Origin of the sequence: Paenibacillus sp. CCS19 (genome assembly GCF_033239625.1) — a bacterium.
Taxonomy (GTDB): Bacteria; Bacillota; Bacilli; order Paenibacillales; family Paenibacillaceae; genus Paenibacillus_T.
The window spans coordinates 1-18,242 of record NZ_BTCK01000018.1 but is presented as its reverse complement, the minus strand read 5'-3'; the positions used below and the strand labels follow the sequence as shown (position 1 = coordinate 18,242).

At 52.8% G+C, this 18,242-nt stretch carries 19 protein-coding genes; 10 read left to right on the top strand and 9 right to left on the bottom strand.

The window, feature by feature from the left end; all coding sequences use genetic code 11:
- Positions 1-70: 70 nt before the first annotated feature.
- Positions 71-1,048, bottom strand: a complete 978-nt coding sequence (locus tag SBI19_RS14230; protein WP_317969253.1) for a hypothetical protein — start codon at positions 1,046-1,048, stop codon at positions 71-73.
- Between the two features lie 235 nt (positions 1,049-1,283).
- Between SBI19_RS14230 and SBI19_RS14225 the strand changes: the two genes are divergently transcribed.
- Positions 1,284-3,077 (top strand): B12-binding domain-containing radical SAM protein, encoded by a 1,794-nt coding sequence (locus SBI19_RS14225; protein WP_317969251.1) that lies wholly within the window; start codon positions 1,284-1,286, stop codon positions 3,075-3,077.
- 51 nt (positions 3,078-3,128) lie between these two features.
- Here the strand turns inward: SBI19_RS14225 and SBI19_RS14220 are convergent, their stop codons facing one another.
- The 6 genes from SBI19_RS14220 to mnmL form a co-directional block, all read right to left on the bottom strand.
- The gene (locus tag SBI19_RS14220; protein WP_317969249.1) at positions 3,129-4,148 is read right to left on the bottom strand and encodes a hypothetical protein; all 1,020 of its coding nucleotides are present in this window, start codon (positions 4,146-4,148) and stop codon (positions 3,129-3,131) included.
- Between the two features lie 19 nt (positions 4,149-4,167).
- A complete protein-coding gene (locus SBI19_RS14215) occupies positions 4,168-6,210 on the bottom strand; it encodes a YhgE/Pip domain-containing protein (RefSeq protein ID WP_317969247.1) in 2,043 nt (680 codons plus the stop codon).
- Positions 6,211-6,383: 173 nt separating this feature from the next.
- Positions 6,384-7,370 (bottom strand): type I phosphomannose isomerase catalytic subunit, encoded by a 987-nt coding sequence (locus SBI19_RS14210; protein ID WP_317969245.1) that lies wholly within the window; start codon positions 7,368-7,370, stop codon positions 6,384-6,386.
- A 114-nt stretch (positions 7,371-7,484) separates the two neighbouring features.
- Positions 7,485-7,868 carry a VOC family protein gene (locus SBI19_RS14205; RefSeq protein WP_317969243.1) on the bottom strand — a complete coding sequence of 128 codons (384 nt, stop codon included), beginning with the start codon at positions 7,866-7,868 and terminating at the stop codon, positions 7,485-7,487.
- 44 nt (positions 7,869-7,912) lie between these two features.
- On the bottom strand, positions 7,913-8,500 hold the full coding sequence (mnmM, locus tag SBI19_RS14200; protein WP_317969241.1) for a tRNA 5-(aminomethyl)-2-thiouridylate-methyltransferase MnmM: 588 nt from the start codon (positions 8,498-8,500) through the stop codon (positions 7,913-7,915).
- Between the two features lie 4 nt (positions 8,501-8,504).
- Positions 8,505-9,467 carry a tRNA modification radical SAM protein MnmL/YtqA gene (gene mnmL, locus SBI19_RS14195; RefSeq protein ID WP_317969239.1) on the bottom strand — a complete coding sequence of 321 codons (963 nt, stop codon included), beginning with the start codon at positions 9,465-9,467 and terminating at the stop codon, positions 8,505-8,507.
- 284 nt (positions 9,468-9,751) lie between these two features.
- Between mnmL and SBI19_RS14190 the strand changes: the two genes are divergently transcribed.
- Positions 9,752-9,949 carry a hypothetical protein gene (locus SBI19_RS14190; protein ID WP_317969237.1) on the top strand — a complete coding sequence of 66 codons (198 nt, stop codon included), beginning with the start codon at positions 9,752-9,754 and terminating at the stop codon, positions 9,947-9,949.
- 156 nt (positions 9,950-10,105) lie between these two features.
- Entirely contained in the window at positions 10,106-10,894 is a 789-nt protein-coding gene (gene trmB, locus SBI19_RS14185) for a tRNA (guanosine(46)-N7)-methyltransferase TrmB (protein WP_317969235.1), read from the top strand.
- A 7-nt stretch (positions 10,895-10,901) separates the two neighbouring features.
- Here trmB and SBI19_RS14180 read toward each other — a convergent pair whose 3' ends face one another.
- Positions 10,902-11,462: a phosphatase PAP2 family protein gene (locus tag SBI19_RS14180; protein WP_317969233.1), complete on the bottom strand. Its 561-nt coding sequence runs from the start codon at positions 11,460-11,462 to the stop codon at positions 10,902-10,904.
- 313 nt (positions 11,463-11,775) lie between these two features.
- Between SBI19_RS14180 and SBI19_RS14175 the strand changes: the two genes are divergently transcribed.
- From SBI19_RS14175 to rplT, 6 genes are all read left to right on the top strand, one after another.
- Positions 11,776-12,954 (top strand): glycosyltransferase family 4 protein, encoded by a 1,179-nt coding sequence (locus SBI19_RS14175; protein WP_317969231.1) that lies wholly within the window; start codon positions 11,776-11,778, stop codon positions 12,952-12,954.
- A 91-nt stretch (positions 12,955-13,045) separates the two neighbouring features.
- A complete protein-coding gene (locus tag SBI19_RS14170; RefSeq protein WP_317969229.1) occupies positions 13,046-13,237 on the top strand; it encodes a hypothetical protein in 192 nt (63 codons plus the stop codon).
- A 78-nt stretch (positions 13,238-13,315) separates the two neighbouring features.
- Positions 13,316-14,557, top strand: a complete 1,242-nt coding sequence (locus SBI19_RS14165) for a glycosyltransferase family 2 protein (protein ID WP_317969227.1) — start codon at positions 13,316-13,318, stop codon at positions 14,555-14,557.
- Positions 14,558-14,782: 225 nt separating this feature from the next.
- Positions 14,783-15,367: a translation initiation factor IF-3 gene (gene infC, locus SBI19_RS14160; protein ID WP_317969400.1), complete on the top strand. Its 585-nt coding sequence runs from the start codon at positions 14,783-14,785 to the stop codon at positions 15,365-15,367.
- A gap of 25 nt (positions 15,368-15,392) precedes the next feature.
- Positions 15,393-15,593, top strand: coding sequence for a 50S ribosomal protein L35 (gene rpmI / locus SBI19_RS14155; RefSeq protein ID WP_015842912.1), 201 nt, complete (start codon positions 15,393-15,395; stop codon positions 15,591-15,593).
- A 65-nt stretch (positions 15,594-15,658) separates the two neighbouring features.
- Complete coding sequence (gene rplT, locus SBI19_RS14150; protein WP_317969222.1) at positions 15,659-16,018, top strand: 50S ribosomal protein L20; 360 nt, start codon at positions 15,659-15,661, stop codon at positions 16,016-16,018.
- Positions 16,019-16,529: 511 nt separating this feature from the next.
- On the opposite strand, the gene SBI19_RS14145 is transcribed toward rplT, so the two are convergent.
- A complete protein-coding gene (locus SBI19_RS14145) occupies positions 16,530-17,606 on the bottom strand; it encodes a hypothetical protein (protein ID WP_317969220.1) in 1,077 nt (358 codons plus the stop codon).
- Positions 17,607-17,712: 106 nt separating this feature from the next.
- Here SBI19_RS14145 and SBI19_RS14140 point away from each other — a divergent pair, with 106 nt between their 5' ends.
- Positions 17,713-17,970: an HAD family hydrolase gene (locus SBI19_RS14140; RefSeq protein ID WP_317969218.1), complete on the top strand. Its 258-nt coding sequence runs from the start codon at positions 17,713-17,715 to the stop codon at positions 17,968-17,970.
- Positions 17,971-18,242 lie beyond the last annotated feature (272 nt).

Sequence of the window (18,242 nt, the reverse complement as noted above, 5' to 3'; positions counted from 1 at the left end):
CCTCTGCCTGCATGCGCTGGCAGAGGGCTTTGTGTGGTCCGTTCGGCAGGTATGGTAGGCGGATCCTTCTCTAAGAGATGCGGGTCCGGAAGCCGAACAAGCTGAGGAACGTCTTCTTCGAAGACGGGTGACGTTGTGAGCGAGGCGTGAAGAACGGAGAAGACATGGCTGCTGATGTGCTAGGTTGAACAGCTGCAGGAAGAGCAGCGGCCGGCGCAGCTTCTGCCTCAGCCGACGCTAGACTAACTGCAGCGAAGCTGTCCGGATCAAACGGGTTCGCGCCTTCGCCCGGATCGAGTCCGTCCTCTGCTTCGGTTTCCGAGCTTGTGAAGCCCATCACCTCTTGCGCCAACGACATGAGATAAGAAGGCTGCGACTCCAGCTTGCTTGGCTTCGCGTGCAGAGGAATCGCGTCGATGTCGAAGACGAGGACATCATTATCGGTTTGGGCCTGGCTGTGCATGGCCGGTTCTTCGACTTCGGCGGAATCGAAGCTGACGATCTCGGCGGAAGCCGTCGGGGCGATATCGTCATTAACGATTGCGATTGCAGCAGCGACTGCGGGTTCGTCGGCTGCCGGAACCTCTTCATCCATCTGTGAAATGGCTTCTTCGGGGACAGGTGTGCTCGCCATATCAGCGACTGTCTCTGCAAGCTCGTAGGAGGGGGCATCAGCGGTATCCGGTGATGCGGACATAGGAGGTATTTCAACGTTAAAAGCTTGTCCATGTTCATGCGCATGCGCGGACAATGCCGCATCCGCGAAAGCAACGCGATCATGGCGTGCAGCAGCAGCTTTCGCGCGAGCGATCGTTCTCGCAGCATCCGCTTCCAGCTGTGCGCGGGTTGCTTGTACTTCGATCATATAGTGCTCGAATTCATCAAGCCTTGCATTAAGACGTTCGCTGCACTGTTTCAACTCTTGAATCATTCCATATAGGAGCTTCATTGATAACTTGGGCGTACCATCGGCTTGTTCTTTCTTTTCTTCTTTATGATCATACCACTCCGGCACCAGCGGCTCTTTCTCCGTCCATACGCGTTCCATTACGGCAAGGCCTCCTTCAGCGTGATTCGGCACGCGGTCTTGCGTTGCGCACCTAGAGCTTGTCTCTATCGTAGCGCAATCGACAAGGATAAGCTGTCGAACAGCGCTGTCGGCTGATCGGAACATTTGCGGCACAGTGTGGCAATTCGCGGATACAGTTCTAATTCACGCACGAAAAATGGTACAATAGAGCGTGATTAACCATTTGCTAACGTTTAGAGAGGGTTTGACTGCTATGAAAGTCGTTCTGGCAACATTGAATGCCAAATATATACACACGTCGCTCGCGCTTCGCTGCCTGAAGGCGTTCGCGGAGAAAGATTTTCCGAATATCGATATTGCGGAGTATACAATCAAAGATCCGGCGATGAACATCGTGTCGGATATATTCGCGCGTCGTCCGGACGTCGTCGGCTTCTCCTGCTATATTTGGAACATTGAAGAGACGATTGTCGTCATTGATATGCTGCGCAAAATCATGCCCGAAGTTACGATCGTCCTCGGCGGGCCGGAAGTTAGTTACGATACGGAGTTCTGGATGGAGCGCATTCCGCAGGTCGATCATATCGTCGTTGGCGAAGGCGAGGAAACATTCCATCACCTGCTGCAAGAGCTGCAGGGGGATCGCAAGTTCCATCTCGTGTTCGGTGTCTCCTACCGTAAAGTTCGTAATGGCGTGAGTGAAATTCTCGTGAATCCCGGCCGGCCGAAGCTTGATCTTGCGACGCTGCCATCGCCATATCGGTTCAAGGAAGACCTGCCGACGCTTGGCAATCGCGTCGTCTACTTCGAGACGAGCCGCGGCTGTCCGTTCAGCTGCCAGTTCTGTCTCTCGAGCATCGAGGTCGGCGTACGCTACTTCGACATTGAGCGGACGAAGGCGGATATTTTGTTCTTGATCGACCAAGGCGCGAAGCTGATCAAGTTCGTCGACCGGACGTTCAACATTAAGCGCGACTATGCGCTGGAGATGTTCAAATTCTTGATCGAGAATCATCAAGGCTGCGTATTCCAGTTCGAGATTACAGCGGACATTATGCGTCCGGAAGTGCTCGATTATTTGGCGGAGCATGCGCCTCCGGGCATTTTCCGCTTCGAGATCGGGGTTCAATCGACGAATGATGTGACGAACGAAGCGGTTAAGCGTCGCCAGAACTTCACGAAGCTGACGCGCACGGTGACGAAGGTGAAGGATTCGGGCAAGATCGATCAGCATCTCGACTTGATCGCCGGTCTGCCGCATGAAGATTACGACACGTTCCGCAAGACGTTCAACGATGTATTCGCGCTTCGTCCCGAAGAGCTCCAGCTTGGCTTTCTGAAGATGCTTCGCGGTACGGGCATGCGGATCGATGCGGAGAAACACGGCTATATCTATATGGACCGCGCGCCATACGAAATTCTTGGCAACGACCTGCTGCCCTTCTCGGACATCGTCCGCATTAAGCGTGTCGAGGATGTATTGGAGAAGTATTGGAACGCGCATCGGATGGATCATACGCTGCTGCATCTCGTTGAACATGTCTTCCCGTCCCCGTTCGATTTCTTCCAGTCGTTCGGCGACTATTGGGAGGAGCGGGGCTGGCAGCGGATCGGCCATCAGCTGGAGGATCTGTTCTCGCGGCTATGGGCGTTCCTGAACGATCGAGGCGTCGAAGCTTCGGAAGGCCGTCTTGATCTGAACGTGACGCTCGGCTTGATGAAGCTCGACTATTTCATGCAGCATAAGTTCAAGCCGCGCAAAGTATGGTGGGACTTCGCCATGGACAAAACGGAGTGGAGCGGCTGGATGAGACGGCTCACAGAGCGGCCTGAGGACGTGTCCGGCGGATTCGCATCGCTCGGATTCGCGGACAAGGAGCTGCAGAAGCATGCGGTAATCGACCGCGTCCCATTCGATCTGGAGCGTTACTTGGCGGATAACGAGATCGACACGAATGCGGAATCGCTTGTCGTTATGATCTACCAAGGCGACACTTCTGCCGGCAAGCCTTATGCGCTGCGGATTACGCACGACATGCTGGTATAAAGATAACGAAAGAAGCGGCTCGGGACTCATCGTCTCGTGCCGCTTTTTTGCTTACATCTCCGTCTCAATATGCGCCATCACCGAATCGATAAATTGACTGATCCGATTGTAGTTCGGATCATTCGAATCGATCTGATCTTGAGCCGAATAGTTAGCCGAAATCTCATCGATTAATGCGAGGTATTGTTTAGCCATCTGGCCTGTGAATGTAGACGCGCTGGAAGTTGCAGTTTGCTTCAACACTGCCTTAACGTCGGATTTAAGCTGGAAACCGTTCTCGAACACGCTGGTGTTGCTGGACCCGTTCAACATAACGACCAGGTTACGCTGCAGCATCCCTTTGACGTTCATATGCCGCGGGGAATCTGGATAGGTATCCAAATAGGTCTCCGCAGCCAATGTCCGCTTGCTTAGTTCTTCCCATGGAATGGAGACGGCGGCATCCTTCATCGATGGGTCGTCCGATTCTTCGGCCATTAATTTCAAATAGTCACGCATCGCTTCGCTTAGATATGGGGCGTAGTCTAAGAGCGCGCGATAATCAACAATGGGGTATACAATCCCTTCGCTTTCAACGAGCCGATATTTGCCTGCTATTGCATCAGCGACCAACGTATGCGCCGGCTCTGGAAGGTTCGCAAGATCCTCCTCGCTTATCGGTCCTGCCAGCTGTTCGAGACTTGAGAAGTAAGGCTCTGCTATGAATTGTTCAGCGAATTGTTGATCATGGTCCCGGTAAAATGATTCGAGTTCAATGAACAATTGATCGGCTTGTGCAGGCTCTAGTGCAGGAAGCTGCGCCTCTAAGATTGCAATGGCTTCCTTTGCTGAGGCAGCCGCAGCGATGGATTGTGCGGACGGTTCCGTGGGTTCTGCAACTGGAGCAGCTGGTTGTGTGGGCGGAACGTCCGAATCCGATTGTTTATTCGTCTCCTCGGTATTGACCGGTGTTTGCTCTTCTGTCGTGGTGGGGACTGTTTCATTACTGCTTGATGTACAGGCAGTCAATAGCAGGAGCAGGGAGAAGCTTAATAAGACTTCTAAGCGAAACTTGAATAACGATCTAATCATAAGACGTGAGATCCACCTCTCATTCGAATTCTTCTGTCGTCTCCTCGCTGTTCAGCTCGATTTCTTTGCTGAGCGATCGTTTGAGCAGGACGGCAAGGCCGAAGAAGAAGAGGACGAACGAGCTGAGCGCGAGCGCCTCTCTTAGCATGATAGACGGAATCATGCCGCCGATTGTTTCACGCAGCATAATGATCGCATGGGTGAACGGCATGAATGGGCTGACGATCTGGAAGAAGCGGGACGTCATGCTGACCGGAAACGTAACGCCCGAGCTCGACATTTGGAGCACGAGAAATAACATGGCCAGCCCGCTGCCTACATTGCCGAAGATCGAGCGCAGCGTATACGTAATGACGACGAATACGATGCCGATGAACAAGCCAGTTAATACGAACCAGAGCTTGTTGGCCGCATGGACATGCAGCAGGAACAACACACCGAGTGTTGCGATGATTGCCTGCCCGAGGCCAACGGATAAGAAGGTGAGCAACCGTCCGAAGTAAACCTGATAGCTCTTGAATTTGTGATCAGGATTGCGTACGTTTACCGGCAGCGCCGTGATGAGTATCGTACCGCCGACCCATAATGCCAACATCGTATAGAGCGGCGTCATCGCCGTACCATAGTTTTCAATAGGGAAAATACGCACGGTTTCCAAATGAACGGGATCGGCGAGAAATTGGCTGCCCTTCGAAGGATCATGCATCAGATAGCTGATCAGCTCGTTCAAGTCGGTGCTTCCCTGCAGGGTGCGAATCTTGTTAGCGGCTTCTCGAACCTTGTGTTCGAATCCGGGAAGGTCATTCCGAGCCAGATCGGACGCCTTATGGATGGCCTCCTCCATGGCGGGAAGCTTCTCCTGCAGCAGGGTGGTTGCGGTCTTGATATCGGCCTCCACGCCCGGCAGGTCATTACGGACGAAGTTGGCCGCTTTATGAACGCGCTGCTCGATCGATGGCCAATCGGTGTTGAGCTTATCCATGACGGTCAACGCCTCATCCACTTTCACCTTCAAGCCGGTGCGGGTTTCCTTCAGACTGGTGCGAAATGCTGCGAGCTCGTCCAAGAGCTGCGTCAGCTTCTGGATCTGACCAACAATTGCGTTATCAACTTGAGCGGCGTTGTTCGTTCGTGTCTCTGCGATCGTCTTCTCCGCTTCTTCAATAACCTTCCTTACATTGTCCTCGATAGAAGTCAGTTTGTCCTCCATGTCGGATAAAGCTGTCGGAATGCTCTGCAGGCTGCTTACTTTATCCCGAAGGGCGTTAATATTGTCCATTGCCGTCTTGATCTTCGGCAACTCCGTCTCCAGCTTCACAATCGCATCGCCGGCTTTGTCGAGGTCTGGAAAATGCTGCTGCAGCGCAACGACTTTGTCGACCTTCTGCTTGATCGCCGGCAGCTTGGCTTCCAATGCAATTGCGCCTTGGCCGAGCGCTTCGATCTGCGGCAGCGCCTTTTCTAGTTCAAGAATGCCGTTCTCTACTTTATGAATCGTCGGCAGCTCTTTCTGAAGCTCGATTCCGGCTGTGCGGAAGGCGGTAAGCACAGCGTCTCCGACCGTCTGGGTGAACGACTTGCTGATCTGGTCCGTTATGCCAGCCGCCCCTGAGCCCGTAATCTTGGGCGCGAGCGCATTTACTTTTTCGTTAATCGCGTATGTAATCGTGGGCTGCTCGGGTTCTGCTTCCAAGATGCTTGTAAGCTTCGAAGAGAAGTCGCTTGGGATAATGAGATAAGCATAGTAATCGCCGTAATGGACGCCGCGCTCCGCCTCAGCCCGATCGACGAACACCCAGCCCAGCTTCGGATTCTCTTTGAGCCCACTGACCGTTTCCTGTCCGACGTTAAGCGTTTTGCCTTCGACCTGTGCGCCTGTGTCCTCGTTGACGATTGCGACAGGGATGCCGGTCGTATTGCTGTACGGGTCCCACACGGCCTTGATATTAATCCAGGCGTATGCGGATGGCAGCAGCATGAGTGCGATGACCAGCATAGTTAGTCTGCGTGACTTAAACATGCTCTTCACGTCGGTTATATAGATGGATCGGATAGTGCGCATGACGGTGTCCCCCAAGCTAATCTAGGATGAATGAATCTTACCTATTGTTTTCAGAATGGGGGTGACCTAACCGTACCTGACGGATAGAAAGACGATTCTTCCGACAAATAAAAACAGCAGCGCGCATCGCATCTGCTTGCGATCCAACACTGCTGTATCTTGTGAACCTATGCTTAAGGAACCATGCTTCTGATCACCGTCATGCTGCCATCCAGCGTGTAACCGCCAAGGCTTGCCGGCAGCAGGAGGCATTGGCCGAAGCGAAGCGCCTGCCGTTCAGACCCTCCGTCCCAGCTTATCGATCCTTCTCCATCGGCAACGACGAGAATGACGAAGCTCTCCGGCGTGGTCGCGAGCGGGAGCGGTCCGTTCACAATGCCTTTCTCAACGACAAAATACGGCGAGTTCGATATCGTCAGCCATTCGCCCGGCTGCACGCCGTCTGTCTTCATGCGCTGCGCGCCAGCGCCTTCATAGGCGATGACATGGAGCGAATCCTCGATGTGCAGCTCGCGGAGCTTGCCGTCCAGCCCCGGCCGATCGTAATCGTAGAGCCGATATGTCGTGTCGGAGTTCTGTTGAATCTCTGCAACGACTACGCCTGCGCACAATGCGTGAACGGTTCCTGCAGGAATATAGAATGCATCGCCAGCTTCCACAGGCACAACCTGCAGCGTATCCATGATGCGTCCCTCGGCAATTGCAGCCTCCATGGATGCACGGTCAACGCCGTCCTTCAGCCCATAAACAATCGTCGCGCCCGGCTTTGCATCGAGGATGTACCACATCTCCGTCTTGCCGAGCTCGCCTTCCGGCAGCCCTGGATAAGCATCCGTCGGATGCACCTGAACGGACAGATCATCATTGCAATCGAGCAGCTTGATCAGCAGCGGGAACCGGCCGTTACGCTCGGAGAAGCCTCTGGTGCCGAACCATTCCGGGCCATATTGTTCACGCACAGCATCCAGTCCGATTCCAGCCAGCGGACCATTCACGATCGAAGTCGTGCCGTTCGGATGGTCGCCGATCATCCAGCCTTCGCCGATCGACCCTTCCGGCAGTTGCAGTCCGAATTGCGAGAGTGCGCGCCCTCCCCAAATACGTTCTTTCAACTCCGGCTTGAATAGCAGCGGATATGGTTTCGTTATGTTGTTCGTCATCGTTTTCTCTCTCCTTGAATGAACGGAATAAGGATTGGATACGTTTATCCACTTCGGGTTAGAGACTAGATGTCGAGGGAGGATCAGTGTGGTGATGCTAAGATGCTGATCGTATTAACGTTGGCCTGGCTGGAACAGCTCCAGCAGCTCGCCGTCCGGGCCATAGAAGAAGAAATAACGGCTGCCATCCGGGAGTGTCGTAATTGCCGTATCGCGAAGCGGTACGTTGAGCTCCTTGATGCGGACGAACTCGGCCTCTACATCGTCGACGGTGAAGGCGAGATGATGCACTTTGCCTTCAGCCGGGAACGATGAAGCGTTCTCGATCAGCTCAACCTCGGTTTCTTCATGGCCTGCGAAGGCAAGAAAGCCAAGCTTCACGGCACCGAGATCGATCGTATTGCGATGCTCCATGCCGAGCACCTTCGTGTAGAATGCAATGGATTGCTCGAGATTAATTACCCTAACGCCTACGTGCTCGATTTTGCGAATAGCCATTGATAAGACCTCCTATATAGGGATGTTTTGAAAAAATACTTCAACTATTGCTTCTTGCTTCGTTCGATCGCAACGAGGAACGGTGCCGCAGGCTTCTGCGCCATCCGGTACAGCACAGCTTGTCCTTCTGCAGAAGACAGCGCCTGCGCCCATTGCAAGACGGCTTCGGCTTCATCGCCTCCGCCGGGATGGCCGGGATAGAGCACGCAGGTAACGATGCCGCCCGGCTTCAGGAGCGAGACCGCGGCTTCGATAGCAGCTATCGAGCTGTCGGTCTTCGTAATAACAGACGTATCCGCTCCTGGCAGGTAGCCGAGATTGAACATGGCGACCGCTACTCTACCGACATGATCCTGCTCCACATGCCGATCCATTACTTCATGGCTGTCGAACACGAGACGAAGATCTGGCAGCAGCAGCTGCTCCTCCATCGGCTCAAGCCGCTTGCGCGTCGCCGTAATAGCCGCCTCTTGAATATCGAATGCATAGACGACGCCGCGAGGCCCGACAAGCTCGGCGAGGAAGCGGGTGTCGACGCCGTTGCCTGCCGTTGCGTCAATAACAATGTCGCCTGGCTGAACCCGTTCGCGAATCATCTGATGTGCCATGCTTAGCACGGATAAGAAGCCCATGCGATTACTCCTTCCACAGCTTGCCCTGCCATGTGCCGCGCCTGGTAAGCTCTTTATCGATTGAATTAAGTACGTCCCACTTGTTCATGCTCCACATTGGACCGATGATCAGATCACGCGGTGCGTCGCCGGTTAACCGGTGGACAATCATATCCGGCGGCATCTGCTCCAGCGAATCGACGATCAACTGGATGTACTCGTCTTTCTCTAGAAACTGCAGAAGTCCAGCCTCATACTGCTTCACCATCGGCGTCTTGCGCATGAGATGGAGCAGATGGATCTTGATACCCTGAACATCCATGCGGGACACAGCGCGCAGCGTATCCATCATCATCTCATGCGTCTCTTGCGGCAGACCATAGATGATATGGGTGCATACGCGAATGCCGCGTGCGCGGAGACGGCGCACCGCATCCTCATAGCAGGCGGTGTCATGCGCCCGGTTGATGAGCGCCGACGTTGATTCGTGAATCGTCTGCAGCCCCATCTCAAGCCAGAGATACGTTCGTTCATTCAGCTCCGCTAGATAATCGATTACATCATCCGGCAAGCAGTCGGGACGCGTCGCGATCGACAGTCCGACGACACCTGGTTGCTGCAGAATGACCTCGTAATATTCGCGAAGCTCTTCTACTGGCGCATAGGTGTTCGTGTACGCTTGGAAGTAGCCGATATACTTGGCGTTCGGCCATTTCAGATGCTGGCGGTCACGAATCTTATTGAACTGCGTCACGAGGTCATCGCGCCGGCTTCCTGCGAAGTCGCCGGATCCGCGCGCGCTGCAGAAGGTGCAGCCTCCCTTGGCGATCGAACCGTCACGATTCGGGCAAGTGAAGCCTGCGTCCAGCGTTACTTTGAACACTTTCTCGCCGAATTGTTCTTTCATCTCATAATTCCATGTATGAAACCGTTTGTCTCCCCACAGCTTCGGTTGGTTCGTCGCGACGGTATCGCTTGCAGCTGTCATAATAGCTCCTTCGCTTGAAACACGTATATTCTAATGCATGCTATCGTTCATTGTATCGAAATTCGGGGCGGATTGCCAAGTTCTAGGGGCAAATGAGACGAAAAAAGAGCTGGAAAATAAATGGCCCAAATAATCCGTTTTCACTTGCTGTACCTTACATGATGTGTTATATTAAAAGTGCGACAAATCAACGAAATGATCGTAGAAACCTTACATCGCAACACATGATATAGAATGTCGATTTTCTGGGAATTATAATGAAAAAATCGATGAGGTGATGCGTAATGAATACAACGCTGAAGATTCCGCACGGCGAAGACAAAGTAGTAGTTGAACTGACGGTGAAAGAACTGATGGTGCTGGCCGGCGCTCGTTTTCCGAATAACCATTTAATCGAAGTTGGTGCGCGCAAGAAGCTGAATGAAGTGCTCGAGCAGACCTATGAGATCGAAGGCAGAGGCCAATCCACATACGAATTCTAATATAACCAGCGGCGTTCACGCGAACACGCTTACCGCTTTGAAGACAGTCCGGATCATCCTGGGCTGTCTTTTTCATTTTGCCAGTCATGATGCTCTTTACTTTCTTGCTCATCTTCGGCACAATTAGGGCTAGTTTAATGTGGAGGACGAGTGAACATGCGCTTACGTGGAAGAAAAGGAATATTGGAAAGCATAGAAAGTCAGCCGGATCTAGTCGTCTTGGACGGCACGGCTTATAAGGGACGCTGGAACGAATTTTTCGGCAACGACAATCCGATCTATGTCGAGCTTGGCATGGGCAAGGGACAGTTCATCAGCACGCAAAGCTTCCGCAATCCGGACATTAATTTTATCGGCGTCGATATGTACGATGAGCTTGTGCGCCGCGCCAGTGAGAAAGCGCGCCGAATCTGGTCGGAGCGCGGCGTGGACAGCCCGCCGAACCTGGCGCTGCTGCGTGCGAATATCGAATTCATTGAAGATATATTCGATCAAGACGAGCTGGAACGCGTTTACTTGAATTTCAGCGATCCATGGCCGAAGGCGAAGCATGCGCGTCGTCGTCTGACGCACCCGCGGTTTGTCGCCAAGTATATCAACGCGCTGAATGCGCGGGGCGAGATTCATTTCAAGACCGATTCGGTGTCGTTGTTCGAATTCTCCCTCAACAGCTTCGCGGATATGGAACTGCTGACGCGCAACATCGCGCTGAACTTGCATAAGGACGGGCTGCGCGACGACCTCGTGCCGACGGAGTACGAGATGAAGTTCTTTAATCGCGGACAAAACATCCACCGCATCGAGGTGCTGATCGGCGACGAAGCGATCGCTGCTTATCGCAGTGCGAAGCGTGATGCGGCAGCAGCGGAAGCGTCAAGAGCTGCTGAAGCTGAGGAAGAGGATGACGAGCAGGACGCTGTATCGTCGGAATCGGCTGACGAGTAATTCGCGTTCAGAGCAGAATCGGCCACAGCTCCAGCATGCCGACTGCGGTAGCTGAACCGAGCATGGCGCCTGCGAACACGTCGGACGGATAATGCAATCCGAGGTACATGCGTGACCAGGCAACGGACAAGCCGACGACGATGGCAGCGGGCAGCAGCAATACGGCTGTCGCGCCAGCGGCTGCAATCAGAGGGACTAGCCAAGCGAAAATCGCGGTCGTATGACCCGATGGGAAAGACGAATCCTGCAATGGGGAGCGGCACGCCGTAATATTCGGAAGCTTCTGATAGGGACGAAGCCTGCGAAAATGCCGCTTCATCACGGCGACAGGCAGATGGCTGACTGCAACGGCGGCAATGCACTGCCAGCCTGCCATGCTCCACGCGGCCGATCCGGCGATGGCTGCGCATAAGGCGGTGCAGAGCGTGAATGTTGCGCCGCCCATATGGGTAATCGTTTCAAGCCAGCGGCTAAGACCTGCCTGCAGCAGCCGGTGCGCGGGTCTGCGGTTCGCGATCATGAGCATTTGATGATCGCGAGAGCGGAGCCAACCCATCATACGTTCCATCCCGATCCCTCCATTAACCCTCGGATTAAGCCGCTTCGCGATGCGCGAAGCGGTTTTTTGCGTGTAAATCATCCCCAAGGACTGGACTCGTCGGTTTCACCTTGGCAGCACGACTCCCGCACAATGTAGCATCTGATTGTTTCGGCTGTGTCATCGCGATGCAAATCTGATATTAATGAACCCTTAATGCGCCATTGACGCTAAGGAAACAGTATTCCGCTACATTGTAGGCATGCCGTCATTTCGTCTCTCGTACAATTAGTGCTGAGAGCGGAACTAACGGTCAGATCGGATAGAAGCGGAGGGAGCGAGGATGCGGTTAGCGATATTTACGGATACGTATGAGCCGGAAGTGAACGGAGTTGCGCGTACATTGGGTCGTTGGACCGATTTTTTGCGCAGACAGGGAATTGAGGTGATGGTTTTCGCGCCCGACCCCGCCATGGATAACACATCGTTACACAATTCTATTCAAGTGCAGCGCTTTACCTCGTTTCCATTCTTCTTATACCCCGAATGCAGGCTTGCCGTGCCTAACCCCGTTCCCGTGCGCCGTGCGCTCCAACTGTTTCAGCCAACGCTCATTCATGTTGCCACGCCATTCAATATGGGGCTGTTCGGGATTCATTATGCTAAGAAATACCGGATACCGCTCGTAGCCTCCTACCATACTCATTTCGATCGCTATTTGCCGTATTACAATTTGCAGTGGATGGCAAAGCTGTTATGGAGATATCTGGAGTGGTTCCACCACGAATGCAGAATGATCTTTGTTCCTTCTCCTTCCACGAAGGCGCAGCTTGTTGGCCGCGGGTGGCGCGGAGATCGCCTTGACGTCTGGCCGAGAGGCATTAAGACCGATCAGTTCTACCCCGGCGTCAATCGGGCTGAACTTTCGGCTTCCTATGGCATTACGTCGGAGCAATTCGTGGTGTTGTATGTCGGCCGGCTGTCGCCGGAAAAGGATGTCGGAATTGCAATCGATGCCTTTGACAAGTTCCGTCAGTCGCATCCTGAAGCCGTTATGCTGATTGCCGGCGACGGCCCTTCGGCAGGCGAACTTGAAGCGCGATGTACGCGTGAGCAGCTTCCGGTTCGCTTCCTAGGGTTTCAGTCGCTGCCAGCGCTTCGCGAGCTGTACGCAGCTGCTGATGTCTTCTTGTTCCCGTCCGCGACAGAGACGTTCGGCAATGTCGTGCTTGAAGCGATGGCTTGCGAAACGGCTGTTATCGGAGCTAGAGCTGGCGGCGTTGCGGATACCTTAACGCACGGCGTTAACGGTCTGCTGTGCGACCCGGGCAGCGCTGATGCGTTCGCGGATGCGCTGGAGCGGCTGCATCAGGATCCGGAGGAGAGGAGCCATCTGGCCGCGAGAGGGCTCGCTTACAGCCGAAATCAGTCATGGGACGCGATATTCGGACGGCTGCTGTCGCAATTTCTGGAGGCTGAGTCCGGGAACATAGGGACGATAGTGCAACGTTTTATTACGTGAACCGTACAATTTTTGGTATGACGGCGGTTTCGTACTCATTTTTGACGGACGTAAGCATTAAAAACGATGCAAATGGATGAAAATAAGGGGGATGCAGACGGAAAATGAGGCAATGTCGATAAATGCTCGCCATGGAAGCGTTTTACTAGGCGCTTATGACGATATGGGCGCTCAAACCGTTTTTGACAAAGCAGACCGTACGGTGCAAAATGCACTAAGTGCCGCAAAAAGAGAGAAGCCGGCTTTAGATATGGGATGGTTTGCCAATCGTGCTGGTGGTTAAAGAAAGTTAAACAATAGAGAGAACAAAGAAAAAAAGGGTTAATTAAAAAATTGGGGTCTCAAGGGGGCAATACCAAGAATGTTGAATGTTTTGATGATGGCGTTCCAGATCCTGCTGGTGTTCATCGGTGTCTATCAGTTTGTGCTTGCGCTGTTCGGGATTTATCGGTCCAAGAAACAACGTCGTCATGAACCGAAGAAGTCTTTCGCTGTACTCGTCGCCGCGCACAACGAAGAGCAGGTTGTAGGCGCACTGGTTGAAAATTTGCTTAAGCTGGATTATCCAAGAGAGCTGTACGATATTTTCGTTATTTGCGATAACTGCACCGACGGCACGGCTGATGTCGTTCGCGGTTACGAAGGTGTTCATGCATGCGTCCGCAACAACTCGACGCTGCGCGGTAAAGGCTATGCGATTGAATGGATGCTCAAGGAATTGTGGAGCAAGCCGAAGCAGTACGATGCTGTCGTTATGTTCGATGCGGATAACCTGTGCAACAGCGACTTCCTGCATCTGATGAACGATGACCTGTGCGAAGGCCATCAAGTTATTCAAGGCTACCTCGATACGAAGAACCCGAACGACTCGTGGGTTACGGCTGCTTACGGTATTACGTACTGGTATTGCAACCGTCTGTGGCAGCTGTCGCGCCGCAATCTGCGGATGGCGAACTTCCTCGGCGGTACGGGCATGTGCTTCGATTCGAAGCTGCTGAAGGATATGGGATGGGGCGCGACAAGCCTCGTCGAAGACTTGGAGTTTACGATGCGCTGCATCAAGCGAGGCGTGCATCCGGTATTGAACTATGAGGCGAAAGTATATGACGAGAAGCCGGTATCGTTCCGAGCGTCCGCTCGTCAGCGTCTGCGTTGGATGCAAGGTCACTTCAACGTGGCGCGCAACTACTTCTTCCCGCTGCTGTGGGCAAGCATCAAACAGCGCAGCTTCGTGAAGTTTGACGCCGCGTTGTACTCGATCTCGGTCTATAACACGCTGCTTGGATTCATCCTGACGGCGCTGCTGTGGGGAGATAATATCATCCCTGCAGACAACATCTTCGGCTCGATCTATGAGTATCTGCCTTGGTGGATGCCGGTTGTTGCGATTACAGCATCTGTGATCATGTTCCCGTTGTCGCTCATTCTCGAGAATGTCCGCAACTGGAGAATGTATGCGCATCTGCTGACGCTGCCGTTCTTCCTGTTGTCGTGGTGGCCGATCACGTTCTACGCATTCTTCACGCAGAACAACAAGCAGTGGAGCCATACGCAGCATACGCGCGTTATTCGATTGGAAGAAGTGCAGAGCAAGCAGGGATAAGAAGGCTCTGACGGTTGAAAGCTTTTTGTTTGTGCTCGCTCAGACCGTTGTTGACTTCAGTTGTCCCGTTGTGATATAGTAAGTCGGTAACATTTAAAACTTATCGCAATAAGAAGAGGCACCCGCTTCTCACCTAACGGCTAGACGCCGGCTGGTTATATGCGACCGATCGATAACATTGCAGCCGTCATTGAAGACGAAGATGCATTTACGAATGGTTATGGCATGCGGGTCCTGACGGGCCCGCATTTTTATTGCGTGGAAACTAATATTTGGAGGTGGCACGTTATTAGCAGAGAACATCAGATCAATGACGAAATCCGAGCTCGCGAGGTTCGCGTAGTCGGAGCAGAGGGAGAGCAGCTCGGCGTTATGTCGATTCGCGAAGCTCTTCAACTGGCAGTCGATGCAAGCATGGATCTTGTCAATGTCGCACCGCAGGCGAAACCGCCAGTTTGTCGGATCATGGATTACGGCAAGTTCCGGTATGAGCAGCAGAAGAAAGAGAAGGAAGCCCGCAAAAACCAGAAGATCGTTGATCTGAAGGAAGTATGGTTCCGCTCGAACATTGAAGAGAACGACTACCAGACGAAACTGCGCAATGTCGTGAAGTTTCTGAAGGAAGGCGACAAGGTCAAATGCTCCGTTCGTTTCCGCGGTCGCGAAATCGCGCATGCAGCGATCGGACAGCGCATCCTTGACCGCCTTGCGAAAGAAGTTGCAGTCGCCGAATTATGCAGCGTTGAACGCGTCCCTAAACTGGAAGGCCGCAGTATGATCATGATTTTGGCGCCAAAAACTACAAGCTAACATAAATTCAAGGAGGAACACTCGAATGCCTAAGATGAAAACGCACAGCAGTCTGAAAGACCGCTTCAAAATTACTGGTACGGGCAAAGTAAAACGCTATAAAGCGTACAGAAACCACCTGCTTTCGCACAAATCCGGTCGTCAAAAACGCGTTCTCGCTGGCCAACCACTCATGGCAGCTGGCGACGTTCGTCGTATTCAACAAGGTTTGGCTAACCTGAAATAGTCTATTATCGCGAATGCTCGCGATGCACTTTATAAACTAAAACAACCTACAGGAGGTCTTCACTCATGGCAAGAGTTAAAGGCGGCTTCGTCCGCGCTCGTCGTCGTAAACGGATTTTGAAGCTGGCGAAAGGTTACTTCGGTTCGAAACATCGCCTGTTTAAAACAGCTAAAGAGCAAGTAATGAAATCGTTGCTGTATGCATACCGCGACCGTCGCCAAGTTAAACGCGACTTCCGCAAACTGTGGATCGTTCGTATCAACGCAGCAGCACGTCAAAACGGTCTGTCGTACAACAAATTCATGTCCGGCCTGAAGCTGGCTGGCATCGAAGTGAACCGCAAGATCCTCGCTGACCTCGCAGTCAACGACATCAACGCGTTCAACTCGCTCGCAGGCGTAGCTAAACAAAAAATCAACGCGTAGTCATACGCGGTGTACGAGCCTTGCTCCCATTGGGAGCGAGGCTCTTTTTGATTTCTAAGGACATCTAAGGGCCATGCCCTTAGATGGAACCCTTCTCCCTGAAGGGAATATGATCAACCCACCCAAACCCTCAGATGCCCCCTCAACCCTCAAGGGTATATTGTCAACCCACCCAAACCCTCCCTTTCAAGGGAGGGCCCCCGGGGGCCAGCCCCCGGGACCCCCAACACTGGTCTAGTTACAGTGGAGCGTGTGCTCGCTTACGTCCTATGGGACACGCTCTACGTGGAAAGTATCTAAGTACGGATTATACGTCTGCCTGCTTGTTCGAACGTGTGCATCATGCCGTGCAGGTACTCGTTTACGTCCCTGTGGGACACGCTTTTCTTGGGTGCGGGTGCCGAACTACTTGATTGCCTGACTAGGAAGGGAATTACTGTTGTGCATGAACGTAAATACGCCCCAGCCATCTTTTCGAGGGCTGGGGCGAGATACTGGAGCTTCGCTTCGCTTAAATAGCAGCGAGGGAGTCGAGAACGGCGAGCAGCGCTTGGCGTTCTTTATTTTGCAGATCGAGTAGAAGCTGTTCGCATTTGTGGAGGAGCATTGTGTCTTGGGTGAGGTAGTATTTGAGGGCTAGGCTTCGAGCAAGCAGGCTGGTTGTGAGCACTTCGTCGTAGCCGGAGGCTAGATGATCGGGAATAAGGCGTTTATTGTGAGCCATGAAGTGAAGTCTATGCCGCATGAGGAGCTTGTGGTCGTGAAATACGTGAATCAAGCGGAAATCGGCCGAGGTGCTGCCTTCAGCCACGCGTCGCATATGATCGGACAGATGGGGATATATTTGAAAACCGTAAGCAGATACAGGAGAAGTGAGCCAGTTGTCGGTTTTGAGGTAGGAGCATTTGCTCTCTAGATAGTCTGCAATGGAGCTTGCGACAAGCTTGGAATCGAATGGATACATACAATTTGGATTGATGCGAAGCAGTTGAATGCCTCCGAGCATATCATTGTCCTCGGACATATCGTTGTATGAACGTTCCATGGAATTAGAATCGACGTTGAATGTTTCGTATTTGAGATAGCCTTGGGAACTGGTATGAAAATCTCGGATTGCAAAGGTGTGCGAATTGCTGTCGAAACCGAAGATAAGCGGATCGTGTGCATAATGGCGATCTTGGTAGGCGAGGTAGCTAGGAAGATGATAGGTGTTTAGGAATAAATAGATGTAGTAACCTTCCATGAGGCGCTCCTGCAGCCAAGGTACGATATTGCCTGTGATGCTATTCCTTGGAATGTGCCGGACTTCCAGCCAAGGGCAGACGGTCTCCGGCGCATTAGGAAAGGTATAGTTGATGAGGCGATCCCCCGTGAATCCTTGAAGAAGCTCAAGCTGTATATAGTGAGAGTAGATCCATTCCACGCTGGCGGGATGCTGGAGAATGATGGACATGTGATGGGCTTGGTTTGCCCACGAGACAATAGGCGGCTGGTGAATAGGAAGCATCAAGCCGCGAGACGTTGAGATTATAATAGTTCCTCCTTTGTTGATGGGGTGGCGTAATCCTTGTTTGAATACTGCGTCCATTCCAGCTCTTATTCTAAAATTATTTCCATATGTTTACATGCATCCGACGTAGGAGGGGCTTAAGGGGGAGTAGAGGCAGCAGCTAACCCGAAGTGGATTAAGGTCTGTGAGGAATGTTATTGCATATATCGTTGCGCCAAATTATCAAGCACTCCACATCAGCGGGTTGAAACCCGAAGAAGTTCTCCACATAGGCGATTCCCTCACCAATGACATCATAGGAGCCCACAACGCCGGCATCCGCGCAGCATGGATTAACCGCCGCAACAAACCTGCCACACAACATTGCACCCCAGACTACATCGTAGTTTGCTTGATTGAATTGATTCCTTTGTTGACGAAGGCAGAGCAAGGATTGAAATAAACATTCCACTCGAGGAATACGAGAGGGGAACACGAGCGAGCACATCTAACGTAAAGCGTGTCCCGTATGGACGAAAGCGAGTATACGCTCGAACTAGGAAAGCACGCCTAACACGTACGCACCGCAAAATCCCGTAACCAAATCATTCCGCATGATAGCGTGTCCCGAAAGGGACGTAAGCGGGCATAAGCTCGACTGTGCCTAGACCAGTCCTGATGGGGGTCCTGGGGGCAAGCCCCGGGGGCCCTCCATTACGAGGGGAGGGATTGGGT